The organism is Cohnella ginsengisoli (assembly GCF_029525555.1).
In the GTDB taxonomy this organism is placed as follows: domain Bacteria; phylum Bacillota; class Bacilli; order Paenibacillales; family Paenibacillaceae; genus Cohnella; species Cohnella ginsengisoli.
The window spans coordinates 306616-328779 of record NZ_JAPDHZ010000008.1 but is presented as its reverse complement, the minus strand read 5'-3'; the positions used below and the strand labels follow the sequence as shown (position 1 = coordinate 328779).

At 61.0% G+C, this 22164-nt stretch carries 14 protein-coding genes, 4 pseudogenes and 1 riboswitch; of the genes and pseudogenes, 12 read left to right on the top strand and 6 right to left on the bottom strand.

From position 1 onward, the window contains the following. Positions 1-21: 21 nt before the first annotated feature. The 4 genes and pseudogenes from OMP38_RS36740 to OMP38_RS32275 all read left to right on the top strand — a co-directional run. Positions 22-378: pseudogene (locus tag OMP38_RS36740) on the top strand (Ger(x)C family spore germination protein); the annotation flags it as partial. Positions 379-393: 15 nt separating this feature from the next. After that, positions 394-993: a Ger(x)C family spore germination C-terminal domain-containing protein gene (locus tag OMP38_RS36735; protein ID WP_477100092.1), complete on the top strand. Its 600-nt coding sequence runs from the start codon at positions 394-396 to the stop codon at positions 991-993. A 243-nt stretch (positions 994-1236) separates the two neighbouring features. Then, positions 1237-2334: a GerAB/ArcD/ProY family transporter gene (locus OMP38_RS32280; RefSeq protein WP_338130742.1), complete on the top strand. Its 1098-nt coding sequence runs from the start codon at positions 1237-1239 to the stop codon at positions 2332-2334. A 174-nt stretch (positions 2335-2508) separates the two neighbouring features. Next, complete coding sequence (locus tag OMP38_RS32275) at positions 2509-3117, top strand: SET domain-containing protein (RefSeq protein ID WP_277568698.1); 609 nt, start codon at positions 2509-2511, stop codon at positions 3115-3117. Here the strand turns inward: OMP38_RS32275 and OMP38_RS32270 are convergent. Both OMP38_RS32270 and OMP38_RS32265 read right to left on the bottom strand, forming a co-directional pair. After that, positions 3081-3341 (bottom strand): cyclic nucleotide-binding domain-containing protein, encoded by a 261-nt coding sequence (locus OMP38_RS32270; protein ID WP_277568697.1) that lies wholly within the window; start codon positions 3339-3341, stop codon positions 3081-3083. The genes OMP38_RS32275 and OMP38_RS32270 overlap by 37 nt on opposite strands. A 532-nt stretch (positions 3342-3873) precedes the next feature. Further along, a pseudogene (locus OMP38_RS32265) lies at positions 3874-5145 on the bottom strand (ABC transporter ATP-binding protein); the annotation flags it as partial. A 314-nt stretch (positions 5146-5459) separates the two neighbouring features. On the opposite strand from OMP38_RS32265, the gene OMP38_RS32260 reads away from it, so the two are divergent. Then, complete coding sequence (locus OMP38_RS32260; RefSeq protein WP_277568695.1) at positions 5460-8495, top strand: efflux RND transporter permease subunit; 3036 nt, start codon at positions 5460-5462, stop codon at positions 8493-8495. A 99-nt stretch (positions 8496-8594) separates the two neighbouring features. On the opposite strand, the gene tlp is transcribed toward OMP38_RS32260, so the two are convergent. Together tlp and OMP38_RS32250 are read right to left on the bottom strand one after the other, a co-directional pair. Next, a complete protein-coding gene (gene tlp, locus OMP38_RS32255; RefSeq protein ID WP_277568694.1) occupies positions 8595-8819 on the bottom strand; it encodes a small acid-soluble spore protein Tlp in 225 nt (74 codons plus the stop codon). Positions 8820-9565: 746 nt separating this feature from the next. Next, positions 9566-10451: pseudogene (locus OMP38_RS32250) on the bottom strand (LysR family transcriptional regulator). Between the two features lie 197 nt (positions 10452-10648). Here OMP38_RS32250 and OMP38_RS32245 point away from each other — a divergent pair. Then, positions 10649-11821, top strand: coding sequence for an MFS transporter (locus OMP38_RS32245; RefSeq protein WP_277568693.1), 1173 nt, complete (start codon positions 10649-10651; stop codon positions 11819-11821). Positions 11822-11947: 126 nt separating this feature from the next. Here the strand turns inward: OMP38_RS32245 and OMP38_RS32240 are convergent, their stop codons facing one another. After that, positions 11948-12649, bottom strand: a complete 702-nt coding sequence (locus OMP38_RS32240) for a glycosyltransferase family 2 protein (RefSeq protein WP_277568692.1) — start codon at positions 12647-12649, stop codon at positions 11948-11950. A 158-nt stretch (positions 12650-12807) separates the two neighbouring features. After that, positions 12808-12888: riboswitch (cyclic di-GMP riboswitch) on the top strand. 695 nt (positions 12889-13583) lie between these two features. Between OMP38_RS32240 and OMP38_RS32235 the strand changes: the two are divergent. After that, positions 13584-15291: pseudogene (locus OMP38_RS32235) on the top strand (putative bifunctional diguanylate cyclase/phosphodiesterase). Positions 15292-15500: 209 nt separating this feature from the next. On the opposite strand, the gene OMP38_RS32225 reads toward OMP38_RS32235, so the two are convergent. Further along, positions 15501-16124 (bottom strand): TetR/AcrR family transcriptional regulator, encoded by a 624-nt coding sequence (locus tag OMP38_RS32225; RefSeq protein WP_277568691.1) that lies wholly within the window; start codon positions 16122-16124, stop codon positions 15501-15503. Positions 16125-16249: 125 nt separating this feature from the next. Here OMP38_RS32225 and OMP38_RS32220 point away from each other — a divergent pair, with 125 nt between their 5' ends. From OMP38_RS32220 to hmpA, 5 genes are all read left to right on the top strand, one after another. Further along, positions 16250-16819: a cysteine hydrolase family protein gene (locus tag OMP38_RS32220; RefSeq protein WP_277568690.1), complete on the top strand. Its 570-nt coding sequence runs from the start codon at positions 16250-16252 to the stop codon at positions 16817-16819. Between the two features lie 52 nt (positions 16820-16871). After that, positions 16872-18125: a multidrug efflux MFS transporter gene (locus tag OMP38_RS32215; RefSeq protein WP_477100090.1), complete on the top strand. Its 1254-nt coding sequence runs from the start codon at positions 16872-16874 to the stop codon at positions 18123-18125. Between the two features lie 357 nt (positions 18126-18482). After that, positions 18483-19511, top strand: coding sequence for an ROK family transcriptional regulator (locus OMP38_RS32210; RefSeq protein ID WP_277568689.1), 1029 nt, complete (start codon positions 18483-18485; stop codon positions 19509-19511). A 144-nt stretch (positions 19512-19655) separates the two neighbouring features. Continuing rightward, a complete protein-coding gene (locus tag OMP38_RS32205; protein WP_420869789.1) occupies positions 19656-20777 on the top strand; it encodes an MFS transporter in 1122 nt (373 codons plus the stop codon). Positions 20778-20899: 122 nt separating this feature from the next. After that, positions 20900-22150, top strand: a complete 1251-nt coding sequence (gene hmpA, locus OMP38_RS32200) for an NO-inducible flavohemoprotein (protein WP_277568688.1) — start codon at positions 20900-20902, stop codon at positions 22148-22150. Positions 22151-22164: the final 14 nt, after the last annotated feature.

The window sequence follows — 22164 nt, the reverse complement described above, 5'->3', positions numbered from 1 at the left end:
CTTCCCCCGAGCGCCGAGAAGCCGTACGTATTGGTCACCGGCAAAGGACGGGACATCACGGAAGCCTTCCAGCAGATTCAGAAGGATCTGCCGCGCAACGTCGCTTGGGGACAAATGCGCACGATCATCGTCGGAGACCGTTACGCGCGGGCGGGGATGGCGCCCTTGTTCGATTTCCTCATCCGCGCGACGGACTTCCGCTTTCGCGTTTACGTGTTTTACTTCAACGGCGAAGCCCGTAACATCGCGAGGCTGACGCCCGTATTCGAGCGATTCCCCGCCGAGACCTGGCGCGAGTCGGCGCATTCCAGGCGACTGCCGCCGGTCAATATCCGGGACTTGCTGTACTCGCAATGGAACAACCTGGGGGATGCCTATATCCCCGAGCTGAACATGCGGGAGCTTAAGCTGTTGACCGAGGACAAAACCGTGCAATGGTCCGGTATCGGAGGCGCGGCGCTCATGAAAAACAATAGGGTCATCGGCACGTTCACGGAGGATGAGACCATGGGGATCTCTTTCATGAAAAGCCGCACGCCGGAAATGATGCTGACGGCCACGCTCCCGGATCCCAAGGGGCTCTTCAGCGTCAGGCTGGTCGACATTAAGCAGGCGACGAGAGCCGAACGGCGCGGCGGCAAGGTGTTCGTCCACGTCTTTATCGACGGCAAGGCGGATCTCGTCTCCATCCAGTCGAACATCGATCTTTACGACCCCGCGAGCATGCGAAAGGTCGAGCGAGCGCTGAACGTACGGATTCGTAACCTGGCGCAATCCGCCGCCGACAAGGCGCAGGAGGAGGAGGCGGACGCCTTTCAATGGAGCGAATACGTGAAGTACAAGTATCCGTCGCTATGGCGGAGGTGGGCGGACCAGCCGCGGGAGAATCTGTTCTTGTACATGAAGCCGGTGATCCACGCCCGCATCATCCTGCGAACGCCCGGCATCAGCCACTCGCCCAGGCTATCCTCGGAAGGAGGCGGCGTCTCATGATCATGTTGGCATTGGGGATGGCGGCCGTCATCGCGTACCAGATCTTTTTTGCTGCGGCGCGGATCGGCGTGCAAGCGCGACCGGGTCGTTGCCTTCGCCGTGACCGGATTCGCGTTCGTCTTCGCGGCGCTCGCGCACTATGTGCCCGAATGGGTGAATCCCAACCGGGCGATCGACTTCGTCTTCGGGCCGGTGCAGAGCTGGATAACACGCAAGTGAAGGAAAAAGGGAGGAGGGGCTGTCCTGAAAAACCAGGGGACGATAACGGGGCTCCAGATCGGCTCGCTCATCTTCGTTTACGTTTTCTCGACGACGATCGCTTTCTTGCTCGGTCCGCTGGCCAAGAATGCTCCCTTTGACGGCGTATACAGCATCGGGATTGCCGCCGTGGCCGGGACGGCGCTTACGGTTTTCAGCTTGCGCTACGCGCTGCGCCGTCCCTCCGCTTATGTCGGCATCGAAGGCGCAAAAGTAGTCGGCAAGGCCGGAAACGCCGCGATTTTGCTGCTCTCGGCTTTTTTCTTCCTCCACTTGTCCGCGCATATTCTCCGCGAATTTACCGATTTTTTCGTGCCGACCTATCTGAAGGAGACGCCGTCGGTCGCGGTCGCCGTGCTGGTCATGTCGGCTGCGGCGTCCATGGCTCAATCCGGCGTGCCGGTCGCCTTTCGGTTCGCGCAGGGCTGCTTTTTCCTCATCGGATTTCTCTTTTTCATCAAGCCGTTGTTTTTTATTCCCGAAATAAGCACGCCGATGTGGCATGAATTTACGCGTATTCACGATTGGAAGGCGCTGTGGAGCCAGACTTATTCGCTGATTCCCTGGTACGGGGAGCTGGTGCTGCTCGCATACATCGTGCCGCTGTTCGACGGCCTTCAGCAGGTGCGCAAGGCGGTGTGGATCGGATCGATGGCGGGAACCTATATTCTCGTATCGGAATTTCTGCTCATGATCGTCTTCCTCGGTCCGCAGCTCTCGGGCGCCCTCATGTATCCGGCGCTGGAACTGAGCGGCTTCCTGCATCTGGGCGACTTCGTGCATAATATGGACGCGATTATCGTCTCCATCTGGTTTGCAGGTCTGTTCATCAAGCTCAGCATCGTCTTCGCCGTCGGGACGCTGCTGGTCTCCCAAGCGCTGGGGCTCAGCCATTATAAGCCGATCACTTTTCCGCTTGCGGCATTCGTCGTGGCGCTGTCGGTCGTCCTGGCCCGCTATCCGGCCGAGCTGGCCCGATCTTTCGACAGGAGCTGGGCGACCTTCGCCCTGTTCGTCGAGTGCCTCGTCTTCGTGTATCCGATCGTCTCGCGGCTCAGGGGCGGCCGGCGGCGCAGCGAGTAAATAGCGACTACCCGCATCCCGCCGCTCATACGCCCTCCTTCGCGGAGTGTTCGCTAGAACGCCGTCCGGGGCTTTCGACCGTTAGATTTATAGGCGGACCGAGCAGGATTCGACAAATCCATGGATAATTAATTAGATAGGAATGAATATCCAATGGACAGGGGTCTATCCGGGATGATGCATCCGCACACGGAACTGCGTTACATCGACGAGAAAATGGGTTACGGCGTATTCGCGACGCGGCTGATCCCAAAGGGGACGCTCACTTGGGCGCTCGACGATCTGGACCAGATCCTGGAGCCGGAGGTCGTGTACGCGCTGGACGCGGACCGCAAAAAGCAGGTGCTAAAGTATTCGTACCGCAATCAGCTGGGGCAATTCATCCTTTGCTGGGACATCGGCCGCTACGTCAACCACAGCTTCCACGCGAACTGCATCGGCACGGCATACGAAGTGGAGATCGCCGTCCGGGATATCCGCCCCGACGAACAGCTGACCGATGACTACGGCTCGCTCAACGTGGACGTACCGTTCGATTGCCTGCCGGAGCCGGGCACGGACCGGAAGCGGGTGATGCCGGACGACCTGCTGCTATACGCCGATATTTGGGACGCGCAGGCGCTTGACGCTTTCGGCCGCTACGAGCAGGTAGAACAGCCGCTCGCTCACCTCGTCAGGCCCGAATTCGCCGGCAAGATCGCGCATGCCGCGCGCGAGGGCGTGCTGCTGGATTCGATCCGCGCCATTCATTTGGACCGGAGGTTCATGAAGGCGGCCACGTGAGGCGACCTTTGAACGAAGCTCTGGAAAAACTCGCGCTGCAGCGTCACGCAGACGACCGGCGTCAGCGTGTTGACGGTCGCCGTCCGCGGCACGCTGCGCAGCAGCGCCACCTCTCCGAAGAAATCCCCATCCGTCAGGACGGCGACGGGCCGATCCTCGCCGTCGTCGTCTTTTTTTAGCACCTCGACTTTGCCGTGCACGATGACGTAGAACTTATCTCCCATGTCGCCTTCATGAATGAGCGTTCTTCCCGAAGCGTACGACTCGGTGACGAAAAAATGGGAGATCTCCTGCAGCAGCCCGTCGTCGAGTTCCGAAAAAAGAGGGAACAGCTTGAGGCGGTCCACATGGACGCCGACGTGATGCCCGTTGTCGCTGAGCTCGAACCCGGATTGCTTCTGCCAAGATTGCTTGTAGCGTCCGTCGGTCAGTTGCAGCAGCTCCCGGTGCGTGCCCTGCTCCGCGATCCGTCCCTGGTGAAGAACGTAGATGCAGTCCGCATGTTCGGCCGAAGCCAGGCGGTGCGTGACGGAGATGACCGTCCGGTTCGCGGAGATGCGCCGGAGGGTCAGATTGATCGCCGCTTCCGTCGCGGGATCGAGCGCCGAGGTCGCCTCGTCCAAGATGAGGATAGCCGGGTCGCGCACGATGGCCCGCGCGATCGCGACGCGCTGCCGTTGCCCGCCCGACAGCCGGCCTCCCCCGCTCGCCGACGTTCGTCGCGTATCCGTCGGGCAGCCCCATGATAAAGTCGTGAATCTCGGCGGCGCGCGCGGCCTCGACCACTTCTTCGTCGGTCGCTTCGGGCGCGCCGAGACGAATGTTTTCCATGATCGACGTATGGAACAGGAAGCTTTCCTGGAAGACGATTCCGATGTGCGAGCGGACCGATTGGAGATTCATCGTCCGAATGTCGCAATCGTCGAAGAGGACCGCGCCTTGAAGCGGATCGTACAGCCGCATCAGCAGGTTGACGATCGTGCTTTCCCCGAGCCGCTGGCGCCGACGAAGGCGGCGTAGCTGTCCTTGGGGATGAACAGGCTGACGTCGCTCAGGCTGCGCTGCCTGACGTCGTATCCGAACGTGACGTCGCGCAGCGCGACGCCGCGCTCGAGGGGCGGCAGCCGGGGGGGCGGATTCGTCGTCCGCGACGGAAGGCGCTTCGTCCAATATCTCCTGAATGCGCTGCGTGCCGGAGACGGCTTCGATGAACATCGGCGCGACCCAGGTCACGGCGGCGACCAAATAGCCAAGGCTGATCAGAATCGTGCTGAACGCGAGCAAGGAGCCGATCGATAGCATGCCGTAATAAGCCAGCATGGAGCCTACGGCGATCGTCGCCAGGTTCAGCAGCATCGTGCCAAGATTGGTGGCGCGGTCGATCGCGAAGCCGAGGAAGCTCGACCGCGAAGACGCCGCGCGGTAGCCGTCCATGCGGTCGGCGAATCGTCGGACGAATGTCCGCTGGAGCCCGAAAGCCTTGATGACGGGCTGCGCGCCGATATTTTCTTGAACCGCCGACGCGAGCTGCGCCTGGGCTTCTTTGAGTTCGTAGCTCGCCTCGTACGCCTTTTTGCCGAACAGCTTGGGACCGATCAGGCACAGCGGCATCCCGATGACGGCCAGCAGCGCCAGCTTCCACTGCAGGAAAAACAGCACGGTCACGTTCGCGGCCAATCCCAGCACGGACAACAGCGTGTAGGGGATCAGCTTGACGAAGGCATCGACCGAGACGAGATCCCCGTTGAACCGGGACACGATGTCGCCGCCCGGCGTCCGATGGAAAAAGTCGGTGCCCAGCGTCTGCAGCTTGTTGAAAAGCCGCTTGTAGTCGTCCGACAGGATGCGCGCGCTCAGGCCGGCGAATATCCGGTCGCGATAAAATCCGATGGCGACGGACGCGACCGCGGCACCTGCCATCAGGATCAGCAGGGTCAGCAGCATCTCGTACCGCTTCGGCACGATGGCATAGTCGATGATGAACTTGAAGCTCAGCGGCATGAAGGTCTCGAAGGCCAGCTCGACCATGACCGCAGCCAGAAGAAAAGCGGATTCCAGCTTGTAATGAAGGAACGATGAGAGGAGCCGGCGGATAAAAGCGTACATGGGAGCCTCCGGGCGGGACGCGGTCGTTTTCTCCATTGTATCACCGGTCGGTCGCGAAGCGTTTAGTCATTTTGAAGCGGTTTCCCATTCCGGACTTAAGTCCAGGCGCGAACACCATCCGCAGACTATGTTCGTTTTGAAAATGGTGAAATACAATAAGTTCCATCGGCGACTTGCAGTTGGGCGATAAAGTCAGGCAAGCCGTAAATTAACCAAAGAGAAGAGTGGAAGAAAACATGAAGTTTTTCACGAATTTTTCGCTGCGCAATCCGGTAGCGATCGTACTGCTGGTCCTTCTGGTGGCGGTCGGAGGCGTCTACGCTTCGACGAAGTTCCAGCAAGAGCAGCAGCCGGAGATTCAATTTCCGGGCATCATGGTTCAGGCGGTCTATCCGGGAGCGGCGCCGGGCGAAGTGCTCAATCAAGTGACCCTGCCGCTCGAGAAGGCGCTCAAAAACGTGGAAGGCGTCAAAAACGTGACGTCCCAATCCGCCAACAGCGTATCCGGGCTGCAGCTCGAATTCAGCTACAACGACGATATGAAGAAAAAGCAGGAGCTCGTCAAGCAGGCGGTCGACGAGGTCCGGCTGCCGGAGGGCGTCGACAAACCCCAAGTCTTGTATTACTCTACGACCAACCAGCCGATCATGTATTCGACGGTCATCGCCAAGGACGGCATGACGGAGGCGCAGCTGAGCGATTACGTTAAAAACACGCTGCGGCCGAAGCTCGAGGCGATCGAAGGCGTCAGCGAGGTAAAGACCGTCGGGCTGAAGGACGACGGCGTCTATATCCGTCTCGACGCCGCCAAGATGAACGAGCGCGGCATCGCCTTCGATCAGATCACGAGCGCGCTGCAGGCCAACAACCTGAGCGTGCCGCTCGGCGAAGCGACGATGGGGCAGTCGACGCTGCCGGTATTTGTCCAAGGCGACCTGCGTTCGATCGAACAGCTGAAGGCATGGCCGCTGACGGCGGACGGCACGGTCAAGCTGACCGACGTCGCCGCAATCGAGCAGGGTAGGGACCAGGCGGTCATCAATCAGACGAACGGCAAGCCGAGCGTCACGCTGAATATCGTCAAGACCGGCTCGGCCAACACGGTGGACGTATCCAAGCAAGTGCTTGAAGCTTACGACGAAGCGGAAAAAGGTGGGCAGGTCGATACGCTCATCATGTACGACAGAGCGGTCGACATCAAGGAATCGGTCGGCACGCTGGCTCGCGAGGGCGGACTGGGCGCCTTGTTCGCCTCGATCCTGATCCTGTTCTTCCTGCGCAACTTCCGCGCGACGCTCATCGCGATCGTCTCGATCCCGCTGTCCATGCTGATCGCGATGATCTGCCTCAAGACGTTCACGGACGTCACGCTGAACATTATGACGCTCGGCGGCCTGGCCGTCGCCACGGGGCGGGTGGTGGACGACAGCATCGTTGTCATCGAAAATATCATTCGCCGGATTCGCGGGGAAAAGGCGGACAGGGAGCTGATCGCCGCCGCGACGGCCGAAGTGGGCAGGGCGATCACGTCGTCCACGATCACGACGGTCGCCGTGTTCGCGCCGCTCGGTCTGCTGCAGGGCATGATCGGCGGCTACTTCCGCCCGTTCGCGCTGACCGTCGGCTTCGCGCTCCTGTCCTCGCTGCTCGTCGCGCTGACGGTCGTGCCGCTGATGGCCTGGGGACTGATGAAGAACAAGGTGCCGAAGGAAACCGGCGAATCGGCGATGAGCCGGGGCTACAAGCGGGTGCTTGGCTGGTCGCTGGCCCACAAGGGGACCGTGCTCGTGCTCGCCACGCTCATCTTCCTCGGCAGCCTGGCGCCCATCTTCGCCGGCAAGATCGGCGTCACGCTGCTGCCCGAATCCGACTACAAGTACATTTTCGCCGATCTGAAAATGCCGAAAGGCGCGACCGCGAGCGCCGTGCGGACGGAGGCCGCCAAGCTCGACAAGTTGATCGCCGAGCATCCGGCCGTCAAAAATTCGAGCGTCACGATGGGCGGCACCTTCTTCGGTGACGAGAGCGCGAATGCCGCCGGCTGGTTCATCGGACTCGAAAACGGCACCGATCTCGACAAATTCAGCGAAGAGATCGCCGCGAAGGTCAAGGTGCCGGAAGGCGCCGAGTTCAGCCTGACGCAGGACGACATGGCCGGCGGCGGCGCGATCGACGTGACGGTCACGGGCCCTTCGACGGGCGATATCCGGACGGGCACCGAGATGATCACGGATGCGATCGGCAAGATTGCCGGCACCGAGAACGTCGCGAACAATCTGCAGGACGGCACCAAAGGCATCGCGATCGAAGTGCGCCAGGCGGACGCGCAGAAGTACGGCTTGTCCGCCGCGCAGGCCTCGATGCAGCTTCGCCCGTTCCTGTCCGAGAGCGACGCCGGCAAGATCGGCGACGGCTCTGGAGCGAGCGACCTGCACGTGACGCTGAGCGGGGTGTCGCTTGCCTCGAGGGACGACATTGCGAGCCTCAAGCTGCAGACCCCGAACGGCGCCGCGATCCAAGTCAAAGACATCGCGGACGTGAAGGAAGTGCAGCTGCCGAGCACGCTGCTGTACAAGAACGGCGCGGAGTTCGCGACCGTCTCGGGCAAGATCGCGGACAAGAACGCAGGCAAGGTCAATACGGAGATCGAGAACGCGCTGAAGAACTTAAAGCTTCCCGCCGGCGTAGAATATGACTTCGGCGGCAGCAACGCCGACATTCAGCAGATGATGAGCGACATGATGATGGCGATGCTGGTCGCGGTCGGCATGGTGTACATCGTCATGGTCATCGCGTTCCGCGAGGGCCGCGCGCCGCTGGCCGTGCTGTTCTCCCTGCCGTTCGCGCTCATCGGCGGCCTGGTCGGCACGCTGATCGGCGGCGAGCCGATGTCGGTATCGAGCATGATCGGCTTCCTGATGTTAATCGGCATCGTCGTCACTAACGCGATCGTGCTGCTCGAACGCGTCCATCAGCAGATCGAGCGCGGCCTGACGATCCGCGACGCGCTGATCGAGGCAGGCGGCACGCGCCTCCGTCCGATCCTGATGACCGCGATCGCGACGATCTGCGCCTTGATCCCGCTCGCGATCGGCATGGGCGGCGGCAGCATCATCTCGAGCGGCCTGGCCGTCGTCGTCATCGGCGGTCTCGCCAGTTCGACCCTGCTCACGCTGGTCGTGGTGCCGGTCATGTACGAGCTGCTCTACTTCAGGCGCTCCCGCCGGGAACGCATGTCCACCGGGGCCGAGCGGGCGGAAGCCGCCGCCTAAGTTCGAGTGCGCGATAGGAAAACGAATAGACCGTTCGGCCCTGATGGGGCTGAACGGTCTATTCGTTTTGATGCCTGGGATCGCTTTGCTTGGAGCCCGCTATTCTTGGGAATAGGCGGCTTCGTCCTTGATCTCTTCGCGGAAGCCTTCGATGCTGTGGCGGCGGCGTTCGTTTTTTTCCTCGATGCGCTCGCGCTCCTCGCTGCCGATCTCGGAGGAGAATTCGTTCAGATAGTCTTCGGCTTCGCCGAGGTTTTTAAGCGTATTCTCGGTTGCTTGCTGCAGATGTTCAACGTTGTCCGCGCGATTGTCCGGTTTAGCCATGGCGAATCCCTCCCGCTCGTCGCGCCTCTCTGATGGCGCCGTACATTAGAATGGGCGGCCGCGGGACTGTTTATGCATACCGGCGTGCCTTGTCGGCTGCTGGCGCGTTCACACCCCGCCTCGCCTCGAACAAACCCGACCGGCCAGACGCCCGGGGCGCGCTGTTGTTCCCAGGTAGGAACAAACCCGACGGGCCAGACTCCCGAGTCGCCTCGTTGTTCCCAGGTAGGAACAAACCCGACCAGCCAGACGCCCGAGTCGCGCTGTTGTTCCCAGCTCAGGAACAAACCCGACCAACCCGACTCCCGAGTCGCCTCGTTGTTCCCAGCTAGGAACAAACCCGACGGGCCAGACGCCCGAGTCGCCTCGTTGTTCCCGGGTAGGAACAAACCCGACCGGCCAGACGCCCGAGTCGCGCTGTTGTTCCCAGCTAAGAACAAACCCGACCGGCCAGACGCCCGAGTCGCGCTCTTGTTCCCAGCTAGGAACAAACCCGACCAGCCAGACGCCCGGGGCGCGCTGTTGTTCCCAGCTAGGAACAAACTCGACCGGCCAGACGCCCGGGGCGCGCTGTTGTTCCCAGCTAGGAACAAACTCGACCGGCCAGACGCCCGAGTCGCGCTGTTGTTCCCAGGTAGGAACAAACCCGACGGGCCAGACTCCCGAGTCGCCTCGTTGTTCCCAGGTAGGAACAAACCCGACCAGCAGACGCTCACCCTCGCCGGAGCGGTCGTTTTTTCGATCGCCTACAGCTTCCCGAAAAACTGGATCGCGAACTGCCGGAAATGCACCGCGGCCTCGGACAGGTAGTGCTTCCTGTTCCAGGCGATGCCGAACGTCCGCCGGCAGACCGGCTCCGCGATTTTCACCTGGACGGTGTCCGGGTTCGAGGCCCGGTTGCCGAGCGAGAGCGGCAGGGTGAAGGTGATGCCGAGTCCCATCTCGACGAGCGTCTGGATCGCGCTAACCTCTTCGAGCTCGAAGGCGACGCGCGGCTCGAAGCCGGCCTGACGGCAGAAGCCGTCCGTAATCTCCCGGAAGTTGGATCTTGGAGACAGCGCGATGAAGGGCTCGTCCGCCGCCTCGGCGAGCGAGATGCGCTCCCGCCCGGCGAACCGGTGCCGCTTGGGCACGGTCAGGCACAGCTCCTCCTCCGCCAGTGTCAGCCACTCGATGTCGGGACCTGCGATCGGCGTCGAGGAGACGCAGAAGTCGATGTCGGCGTTCGCCAGCTTCGTTTTCATCTCGAGGATAGAGCCGAGCTGATGCTGGATGATCCGGACATGCGGATGCGCGGTCAGAAAGTCCTTGAGCAGCGTCGGCAGCACGTAAGGGAGCGTCACCGAGATCGAGACGACGCCATGGTCGGGCCCCGCCATGTCCGCCAGCTCGCGCTCCCCCCTCCTCGAGTTCGAGGAACGCTTGCTCGACGCGTCTCAGGTACGTTTTGCCGAATGCATTGAGCTTGACCTGCCGGCCTTGGCGCACGAAAAGCGGCACGCCGAGCCGCTTCTCAAGCCGCCCGATCGCATTGCTGAGCGAAGGCTGGGACACGTTCAGCTCCTTGGCGGCCTTCGTCATATGCTCGAGCCTCGCCACCGCCTGGAAATACTTGAGCTGCAAAAATTCCACGGCAGCATCGCGCTCCTTATATTACGTTCATATGATCAATTTATCATAAAATTAGTATTATACATGATGAATCCGCGAGGCTTATAATGTTTGCACACTAGAGAAGCTTGATCAGGAGAATGGAGCGCAAACCGCTGTGATCAAAGAAAAAATATGGACGAGGGATTTCGTCGTCGTTTGTTTGAGCAGCTTTTTTTATGTTTTTGACGTTTTATATATTGGCCACGGCCTTTCCGCTCTACGTGAAGGACAGCATGCACGGCAATCAGCAGCAGATGGGCCTCGCGATCACGATCTACGTCGTCGGGGGCGTGCTCGGCAGGCCGCTGTCCGGGATGTGGGCGGACCGGTTCGGCAAAAAACGGATGACGGCGATCGGCTTGGCCGTTTTCCTGATCGCTTGCATCGCTTATTTTGGTGCGAAAGGGATGGCGCTGTTCCTCGCTGTGCGCCTTGTCCACGGAATCAGCTATGCCGTGGCCTCGACCGCTTCGAGCGCGGCCGCCGCTTCGCTCATTCCCCGTACCCGCCAGGGGGAGGGCGTCGGCTATTATAGCATGTTCATGAGCATCGCGATGGCGATCGGACCGGCGCTCGGCCTATGGCTGTGGAAGGACAAGAACGTCGACGTGCTGCTGCTCGCGGTATGCGTCATCGCGGCGTTGTCGCTCGCGTTCGCGCTGGGCATGCGGGTGACCGGGTCCAAGCCGGAGCTGGCGCAGCCGGAAGAGAACGTCGCGGCGAATGCCGGATCGAAGAAGGGGCGCCTGCATTGGAGCGACGTGATCGAGCCGAAGGCGCTGCCCATCTCGATCGTCGGGTTTGTCGTCTCATTCGCTTATAGCTCGCTGTCCGGCTTTTTCGCGGCCTTTACCGAGGAGATTCATCAGACGCATGTTACGGCGCTGTTTTTTGTCGTGTTCGCGGTGATGATCGTCGCTTCCCGTCCCGTCATCGGGCGGGTGTTCGACCGGTACAAGGAGCATTACTTGTACTATCCCGGCATCGCCCTGTTCGCGATCGGCATGATCGTGCTCGGCCAGGCGCACTCCGCCGTCGCCGTGCTGTTGACCGGCGCCGCGATGGGCATCGGTTACGGGGCGCTTCTGCCCTGCTTCCAGACGCTGGCGATCAAGCTCGCGCCTGAGCACCGGAGAGGCAGCGCGACCGGCACGTTTTTCCTGATGTTCGACCTGGGTTACGGCGTGGGCTCCTACTTCATGGGCATGATCGCCTCCTTCTCGGACTACCGCGTGATGTACGCGGGAGCGGGATCGATCGCGTTGTTGTCCGTGCTGTTCTACGTCTTGCTCCACCACCGGCGCCGCGCGGCGCTCCCGGTACCGGAAGCGCGGGCGAAGACGGCATAATCAAGATGCGCCGGCTGCCGGCAAGGAATCAGGCCATATCTCCCGGGATGGCCTGATTTGTCGTCCGCTCAAAATAAGAATGCGCCGTATTGCTATAACCTCGCGACTGCCTTCCCCCAATGACGCTCAAGCCCTCCGGATCGCGTACGGACGGTACCGGTCCGTGACCGCGACGGGCTGGCTGCCCTTCAAGTAATAGCGGTCGTTCACCTTCCACGTATGCGTGCTTTTGTCTTTGCGGCGGACGTAGACGTAGTTGTAAGGCGAGGTGGCGTACACCCGATGCCCTTTGCTCCGGCAGCTTCGCAGGAAGCGTACGTCCTCGCCCAGGGAGATGTCGGCGAACCGTACGTCCTTCAGCACCTTTCGGCGGAACAGGATCGTGCCTCCCTGCACGAAATTCATAAAGCGCTGCCGCTCGCCGGGCGAACGGACGATCAACCGGCGGCTCGCGGCCAGGTAGACGAGGCAGGCATGCTTGCCGACGACGGAGCTGCCGGTTCGCAGGAGCGCCCTGACCTGTTCGTTCAGGTAATACGGCGAATAGTAGTCGTCGTGATCGAACTTGGCGATGAGCGGGTATGTGGCGCGGGAGATGCCGCAGTTGAGGCATTGGCCGAGAGAGATCCGCTCCGGCACCCGGTAGACGGATACGTCCGGACATCGGGCCGCCTGCCTGCGCAGGGCTTTCAGATCGATGCCGTCTTTGTTGACGATCACGATCAGTTGCTTGCGCGGATAGCGTTGGCGCGCGTAGTTGTCGATCATGTTGGCGAAAAATTCGGGACGGTTCGTGCAAGCGACGATGGATACGCCTGGTTTGCTCAAGACTGCCCACCCTCCGTTCTTATCTCATCATATGTGCGGAAGCCGTCCATGCGTATCGCCATCCGCCTATCGGTAATGATAGCGAAATCTTTTCTTTTATAGGAAAATAGTTCTATGTATTTGGATTGAAAAATGATAGTATATAACCAATTGAAGAGTCATGTGAAAGGCAAACTCGCCGAAAGGCGAGGACGCAAAGCTACGGGCCTACGGGAAACTACGGTCGCCGGGCTGCCAAGGAATCGCTGTAGAAAACAGGTTATTTCCTCGGGAAATAGCCTTTCGTTTTAATCGTGATAAACGCGGTTTTACCATGTATTTCCTCGATTGCGTCGCTGCACATTCTCTAGTCATCGTGAGGGATTACTATGTTTAAGTCCAGGCGTTTGCCCCTGTCTATTTTGATCGGATTCACGGCGTATCAATGCGGCTGGGATTTCCTCTTCCGGGGGGGACGAATGGATGAGAGCCCTGAATGCGAACGCGCTTCAGCTAGCAGCCAGCTTACTGACCGTGTACGCGGTTTGGCGTGCGTGCAGACAGGGCGCTGACAGACTCCGGGCCTTTTTCGCTTGGCTGTGTGCCGGAACTTTATTTTATTTGTTTTCCGAGCTCGAATATTTGTATCGCCAGATTCGCGGCTCGGTGGTCGGGTATAACGAATTTTCGTTGATTTGCGGACTGCTGGCTTACACATTTTTCTTCGCGGCACTCATGAACAGAGTCAGGGCGATGGATCGAAGCGCGACCAAAGGCGTCAATTCCTTCAATATTATTATTTTCATGGTGGCGGCAGCGAGCATCAGCGCGCACTTTTTTGATCAATCCGGTCCTCAATGCCCCAAGCCCCTTTATATTAGCGAATCTTATCTCGGTTGCCTATCCGTTCGCGACATTAAGCATCTTGCTCGTTACCCTTGTCCTGTACTATTTCATGAAGCAGCAGGGAACCCTCAATCGCTGCATGCAGTTTATCATTTGGGGCATGCTGTGCCAGGTTGCGGCGGATTCGAGTTACGCTTATTTAACCCTGCAAGGGCTGCACCGTTCAGGCGATGCGGTCGATTTGCTCTGGATGCTGGCGCAGCTGTTGATCGGTCTAGGCGGTTTTTACGCCTGGAAGCCCGGGACGGAATGGACGCCGGCGGCCAATCCGGACGCGATCATCAAGGAAACCTATTTTCCGTACGTCAGCGTCGTCGTGATCAGCGTGCTCGTCACCGCCAGCTATCATTGGCAATTGAACGCATTAATTCTTGGCCTGCTAGCGCTTGTCCTGTTAATTATCGTACGCCAGCTGCATACGACGCGCATCTTGAACAAGCTGATGGGCGAGTACCGCTACCTGGCTTATCACGATCCGCTCACGGGCTTGAAAAACCGGATCCGCTTCCAGCAGGATCTGGAACGTATCGTCGGCAAAACGGGCGAGCGGGCCGGCCTGCTGCTGATCGACCTCGACCGCTTCAAGGTGATCAACGATACGCTCGGGCATCATGCAGGAGACCACGTCCTGGTTCAGACCGCCGAACGGCTGAGGCGCTCCGTCGGTACCCGTTCGCTTCTCTACAGGCTGGGCGGCGACGAATTCGTCGTCATCCTGACCGACGCGGAGAACTCCTGGTGCGCGGCCGCGGCAGACCGGATTTTGGGACAGTTCCGGGAGCCGTTCCGTTGCGAGGAGATCGAGATCATCGTGACGCCGAGCATCGGCATCAGCATCTACCCGGATAACGGATGTACGAGCAACGACCTGTTAAAATACGCGGATGCGGCAATGTACCTGGCGAAGGAGAGCGGCAAAAACAGCTTCCGGTTCTACGACACGGAGCTGCACGCGATCATGGCTCGGAAAATGAAGCTGGAGCACGAGCTCAGACGGGCGATCGAGCGCCGCCAGTTCAAGCTTCACTACCAGCCGAAGTTCGAGTTGAGGACGAAGGGGATCATCGGCATGGAGGCGCTGCTTCGCTGGGAGCATCCGGAGCTCGGGGTCGTCTCCCCTGCGGAGTTCATTCCCGTCGCCGAGGAGTCGGGCCAGATCGTCGCGATCGGGGACTGGGTGCTCGAACGGGCCTGCGAGCAGAACAAGTCTTGGCAGGACAAGGGCTATCCGCCGCTATGCGTATCGGTCAACGTGTCGGTCCGCCAGTTCCAGCACCGCGAGTTCCTCATGTCGGTCCGCAGCGTACTGCAGCGCACGGGCCTGCCCCCCCGCCTACCTGGAGCTCGAGATTACGGAGAGCATCATGCAAAACGTGAAGGAGAGCACGGACGTGCTGCGGGCGCTCAGACGGATGGGCATCAGCATCTCGATCGACGATTTCGGGACGGGTTACTCGTCGCTGTTCATCATCCCGAAGCTGCCCATCGATACGATCAAGATCGACAAGTCCTTCATCGACGATATCGACGACCGCGTTCAGCTGTCCATGCTCAAGACGATCATCGATCTGGGGCTGAGCCTTAACTTGGGCGTCGTCGCGGAAGGAATCGAGTCCGAGCATCAACGGCAGGTGCTCGTCGCGCACGGCTGCCCGGTGGGGCAGGGTTATCTCTATTCCAGGCCGGTGAGCCCGGAAGCGTTCGAGGAGATGCTGTCGGCCGCGGGGGAGTCGGGGACGGCGCTGTTGTTGGGATAGACGCAAGCTGCGCTCAATAGCGTATCCATGAATACGCGTCGATTTATATACCGGAGGTGAGGGCGTTGTTCCTTCGTCGACGCCATAACGCCCGAATCGTATTACGATAACTGGATGAAAAACCTGGATAAACTCTCGAGGCCCATGTAAACCCGATTAAGAGCGCTCTCCGATCGTCCGGAGGAGCGCTTTTTTTGTCGGCGCAGCCGTCAGTCCCGCTCCGGGAAAAAGGTCAGTCCGAGCTGTTCGACGATCTCTTCCGGGGACAGCCCGCGAACGTCCCGCTGCGCGGCGTAGGACTCGCTGCTGAGCGCCACGAGCAGCATGTCCGCCTTGAATACGGCGTTCGCTTGCACGGCGGCGTTGTCCTGCGCGGATCCAGACATCTCCTCGAACTGCGCGACCAGGATCTCGTGCAGCTGCCCGTACAGCGGACTGAGCGCTCTCGGCCTGGTTCGGTTGGCGGGAGGGGATTCCTCGACGCCCGCCAGCAGCTGGTTCTTTTTCTCGCGGAAGCCGACGAACAGGCTCACGATCCCGCGCAGCCGCAAGCTTGGCGAGCCGTCGCGATGCGTCTCGAGATAAGCTTCGATATCGTCGAAAAGCAGGACGATGTTGTCCTTCATCAGATCGAGGCAGAGCTCGCTTTTGTTGCGGTACCTGCGATAGAGCGTGCCCGGGCCGATCTGCGCCTCGGTCGCGATCTGGTTCATGCTGACCTGGCCGGCACCGTGCCGGTCGAACAGCCGGAGCGCCGCGCCCAGAATGCGCTGGCGGTTCTCGGCGGCGTCGCGCCGCTCCGGGCGCGGGGCGGCTTCTTCTTTATCGTCCATGCGGGCTTTCCCCCCTTCAATCGGCTTGCGAATAGGAGCGCGCTTGACAGCGGAGAGGTCTCCGCTTAATATCAAGTGGAGAGTTCTCCGGTTAATATTATCACGGTGCAGGGGGAGTGTTCAATATGGAACGACAATCCGGCAAGACGGCGCTGCTCGTCATGGATATGCAGCAGTCGATCGTCGCGAGATACGCGATGGACGAGGCGCGTTGGCTGCCATTTCAGACCGCCGTTACCGCGGCGCGAGAGCACGGCGTTCAGGTCATATATGTCCGGCTCGCCTTCCGCGAAGGGTATCCCGAGGTTCATCCCGGCAATAAAATGTTCGCCGGGCTGGCCCAATACGGCGGCGCGACGGTCGCGGACGCGGGTACGCAGATTCTCGACGAGGTGAAGCCCGAGCCGGGCGAGCCGGTGGTCACCAAAGTCCGGGTCAGCGCGTTCGCGGGCAGCGGGCTCGACGTCCTGCTCCGTGCGCGCGGGATCGATTCGCTCGTCCTCTGCGGCGTCTCCACGAGCGGCGTCGTGCTGTCGACGCTGCGGGAAGCGGCGGACCGCGATTTTACGCTGACGGTACTGTCGGACGCCTGTATCGACGCCGATCCCGAGGTTCATCGCGTGCTCACCGAGAAAGTTTTCCCGCGCCAGGCGGACGTGCTTACCGCGAAGGAATGGGCGAGCAGGCTGTTTTAACGAATCGCGGGGCCGGCTACCGTTCCCGCGGCTGAAAGAAGGCTTGTCGGCTATGCCGATATGGAAAAGAAACCTGATCGTATGCTGGTTCGGGATGTTCGTCACGGGCATCGGCATGAGCCAGCTCGCCCCGGTGCTGCCGCTGTTTATCCAGCATCTGGGCATTGAAGATAAAGCGTACGTCTCCCAGCTGTCCGGTCTCGCGTTCGGCATTACGTTTATCGTGTCGGCGATCTTCTCGCCGATCTGGGGGCACGCGGCCGACCGGTTCGGACGCAAGCCGATGCTGCTGCGCGCGAGCCTTGGCATGGCGATCGTCATCGGCTGCATGGGCTTCGCGCACAACGTGTACGCGCTGATCGGGCTCCGGCTGCTGCAAGGCGTCATCACGGGATACGGGACGGCCTGCACGACCATGATCGCGACGCAGACGGACAAGGAGCATGCGGGCTACGCGCTCGCTACCCTCTCTACGGCGAGCATCGCCGGATCGCTGCTCGGTCCGACGGTCGGCGGCTTCATCGGCGAGAACCTCGGGATGCGCGACGTGTTCTTTTTAACGGGCGCGCTGCTGTTCGTCGCCTTCGTCGCGACCGCGCTATTCGTACGGGAGTCGTTCGTCCGCGGGAACAAGATGCAGGTGCGTCGGTTCAGGGAGGTATGGGATTCCGTGCCGGACAAGAGCCTCACGCTGATCCTGTTCGCGACGTTTTTCGTGCTCACGGTCGCCTTGTACTCGGTAGAGCCGATCCTCACCGTCTATATCACGCATCTATCCGGCGGCGCAGGCCATGTCGCGCTGATCGCCGGCATTACGTTCTCGGCGTCGGGCCTCGCCAACATCTTCGCCGCGCCGCGGCTCGGCAAGCTTTCCGACCGGATCGGCGCGCACAAGGTCATGCTGGCATCGATAACCGCCGCGGGCTTGCTGTTCATTCCCCAAGCGTTCGTGACCGCCCCGTGGCAGCTCATGGTCCTGCGCTTTTTGCTGGGACTGACGTCAGCCGGCCTCACGCCGGCGGTCAATATCTTGCTCAAAAAAGATCACGCCGCAGCAGATCACGGGCAGGGTGTTCGGATTCTCCATGTCCGCGGGCTATCTGGGCGTGTTCGCTGGATCCGTGCTTGGCGGCCAGGTCGCCGCTTGGTTCGGCCTCCGGTACGTGTTCGGCTTGACCGGCGTGCTGCTGCTGATCAACGCCGTCTGGGTGTACGCGAAGGTGTACCGGAAGCTGGCAGCCCGGCCAAGCGCTGCGGCGGTCGCTGCGTCGAAATAAGGATGCGGACTATCGCTATCGAGAATTGAGAACGGTATTGCGCCGAAATAAGGATGTCGCGCATCATTATTTTGCCTGTAACATGCGTCAGTGCCTAAATAAAGATGCGGCATATCGCTATTGCGGCCTAGAATCGGAACTGCGCCGAAATAGTGATGTCACACAGCGTTATTTGGCCCGAATCAGCAGTCAGCGCCGAAATAAGGATGCGGCATATCGCTATCGGGCCTCGCTGCGGCGTTGCTCCGGAATAGATGCTCACACGGAGAGGGGGGGACCGCCCCTCTCTTTTGTGCTGTTCAAAGCGCGCCGCATCTGTTAAACTTGCGACAACCACTTATTAAAGTGTTTTAATAAGTCGATGCTGCGAAAGGCGGTAACCCCCCGTGAAACAACGAATTGCGACGCCGAAGGATCGCAGCAGATTGATCTACAGCGGCATACGCGCCGCGCTGCTCACGCACGGCGGCATGACCAAGGCCGAGCTCAGCCGCATGCTGGGCATCAGCTTCCCGACGATCAGCAAGTTTCTGGCCGACATGGAGAGCGAGGGAGAGCTGTTCACGGCGGGGCTCGACGCGTCCAGCGGCGGACGGCGGGCGCAGCGTTACGCGTACAATCCGGAGCATATGCTGGGGCTCGCCCTGTTTTTGGAGAAGCACGAGACCCATTACTCGATCTTCAATTGCCTGGGCGAAGCCAAGGAACAGGGCTCGACGTCGAGCCTGCTTGAAGGCGACGCAGAGACTTTGGCGGCGTTCATCGCGCAGATCCTCGCCCGACAGCCCAGAATCCGCGCCGTGGCCGTCGGCATCCCCGGGTCGGTCAACAACGGACGGATTATTTTCATTCCGTGCTACGAGGCGTACCAAGACTTCGATCTGAAGGGATACCTGGAGGCGCGGTTCCGGATCCCGGTCGTCATTGAAAACGACATGAACGCCGCCGTCCTGGGCTTCAACGAAAAGAAGAGCGAGCACGTCAATCCGTCGATCGTCTACCTGTACTTCGGCCAGAACGGTCCGGGCGCCGGCATCCTCGTGAACGGGGACATCGTGCGCGGCAGCACCTTTTTCGCCGGAGAGGTATCCTTCCTGCCCCAATACGAAGACCGCAACTTCACCCAGGCGCTGGATCGCGCCCAAGCGTCCCCGCCGGGGCAGATGAACGAAAGGGAACTGGACGCCGTCAGCCGGATGGTCGCCTCCTGCACGGCGATTTTGAATCCGCATACGATCGTGTTTTGCCGGGACGAGGTGAGCGAGAAGCTGCTGGGCCGGATCGCGGAGCGAAGCGCCGCCTACGTGCCTCCGGCGCATTTGCCGCGCCTGACCGCGAGCGACTGGCGGCAGGATTATCTGGACGGTCTGCGGAGCCTTGGGCTTCATCGTATGATCTCTGGCGCGAGCGTATGATTTCCGGCACATCGGCTTTCAAAGTTATAGACCTAAAGATTTAAAGGAGCAAGCAAGCGATGGCAACCTTCTTTTTTACTGCTTATTTATCTGGCGTTTATCAGCCTGGGCTTGCCCGATTCGCTGTTGGGCGCCTCCTGGCCCGTGATGCATGCGGACATGGACGCGCCGCTCGGCACCGCGGGCGTTCTCTACATGATCGTCGCGGCGGGCACGATCGTGTCCAGCCTGGCGAGCGGAGCCGTACTCAAGCGGTTCGGCACGGGAAAAGCCGCTGCGGTCAGCTGCGTGATGACCGCGGGCGCGCTGCTTGGCTTTTCGCAGTCGCCCTCGCTGATCTGGCTCGTCCTCTTCGCCATCCCGCTCGGACTCGGCGGCGGCTCCGTGGATGCCGGGCTCAACAACTACGTGGCCGAGCATTACGAAGCCCGGCACATGAGCTGGCTGCACTGCTTCTGGGGCGTGGGCGCCACGTTGGGGCCTATGATCATGGCGAGCTATATCGCGGATGCGGGCTCGGGCTCCTGGCGAGACGGATATCTCGCCGTGGCGGGGATCCAATTCGTCCTCGTGGTCATTTTGTTCGCTTCTCTGCCCTTATGGGACCGGGTGGCGCGTAGCCGCGAGCGCACGTCCGCCGGTCTGGCGGCGGAGGAGGCGGCGCTGCGGGCAGAAGACGCCGGGGCCGCCGGGCCGACCAAGCCCCTGCGGGTCAAGGGCGTCAAGCTGGCGCTCGTCTCCTTTTTGTTCTATTGCAGCGTCGAATCGACCGCCGGCTTGTGGGGCAGCAGCTATCTCGTCGGCGTTAAAGGCCTGTCCGCCTCGACCGCGGCGCAATGGGTGTCGATGTACTATATGGGTATCACGATCGGCCGGCTGATCACGGGCTTCGTCACCTTCAAGGTCGGCAACCGCGCGCTCATCCGCTGCGGGCAGGCCACGGCGCTGGCAGGCGCCGCGCTGCTCGTCCTCCCGCTGCCGGCGGGCTTCTCGTTCGCGGGCTTGATGATCGTCGGTTTGGGTCTCGCCCCGATCTATCCGTGCATGCTGCACGAGACGCCGGTTCGGTTCGGCAAGCGGCATGCCCCGTCCATCATGGGCTACCAGATGGCCGTCGCCTATACCGGCAGCACGCTGATGCCGCCGCTGCTCGGCTTTCTCGCCTCGCATTCGACCATCGGCATCTTCCCGTCGTACCTCGCGCTCTCGACCGCGGCGATGCTTTTATTTTCAGAACGATTGAACGCTTACCTGAGTAAAGCCTGATCCGTCTTCGGCCTATTCTTCACACATCCTTGCGATTTGGTGTGATCGAGATCACATTCGCGCGGCCCCCGGCTTTTATATACTTGGTTCATCCCAAGTCCATGAAAGCGAGGAGAACTGATATGCTAAGTTCCCGAACGATAGAGATCATCAAATCCACGGTGCCCGTGCTCGAGCAGCACGGCACCGCGATCACGAAGCGCTTCTACCAGACGATGTTCGCCGCCCATCCGGAGCTGCTCAATCTGTTCAACCATGCCAACCAGAGCCAGGGCAGGCAGCAGACGGCGCTTGCCAACGTCGTATATGCGGCGGCGCTGCACATCGACAAGCTGGAGTCGATCCTGCCGGTCGTGAAGCAGATCGCGCACAAGCACCGCAGCCTCGGCGTGACGGCCGATCAGTATCCGATCGTCGGCAAGTATCTGCTGGGCGCGATCAAGGACGTGCTCGGCGACGCGGCGACGGACGACATTTTGCAGGCGTGGGCGGAGGCTTACGGCATCATCGCGAAGGTCTTCATCGGCGTCGAGGAAGGCATGTATGAGGAGGCGGAAAAGCAGGACGGCGGCTGGGCGGGCTTCAGGGCGTTCCGCGTCGCGCGCAAGGCGGCGGAGAGCGACGTCGTCACGTCGTTCTACCTGGTGCCGGCGGACGGCGGAGCGGTCGCGTCCTTCGAGCCCGGGCAGTATATCAGCGTGCGGCTGGACATTCCGGGCGAGACGAATACGCATATCCGCCAGTACAGCCTGTCGGATGCGCCCGGCAAGCCGTATTACCGAATCTCGGTGAAAAGGGAAGATGCGCTTCCCGGCAAGCCGGCCGGCAAAGTGTCGTCTTACCTGCACGCGCAAGTGGGGGAAGGGGATGTGCTGCATCTGTCGGCGCCGGCGGGCGAGTTCGTCCTCGACCGGGCGGACACCCGGCCACTCGTGCTCATTAGCGGCGGCGTGGGACTGACGCCGATGGTGAGCATGCTGAAGGCCGCGGCGGCCGCCCAGCCCGATCGCGAGATCGCGTTCATTCATGCGGCGCGAAGCGGGGACGCGCATGCGCTGCGTCAGGAAGCGGAGGAAGTCGCGGCTAGCAACGCGCGCGTGTCCGCGCACTGGTGCTACAGCCGTCCGTCGGCATCGGACCGGGAGACGGGGGCTTTTCACAAGGAGGGCTACGTCGATCTGTCCTGGCTCCAGCAGGTCGTTCCGACGACGGAGGCGAGCTTCTACTTCTGCGGACCGACCCCGTTTATGAAGACGGTGTATGCCGCGCTGCGGGCGTGGGGGATTGAGGAGGAGCGGATTCGCTTCGAGTTTTTCGGACCATCCGGCAGCTTGCAGGAGGGGCAATCGGAGGCGGAGACGGTTCAAGTCTGAGGCGGGCGCCCCGC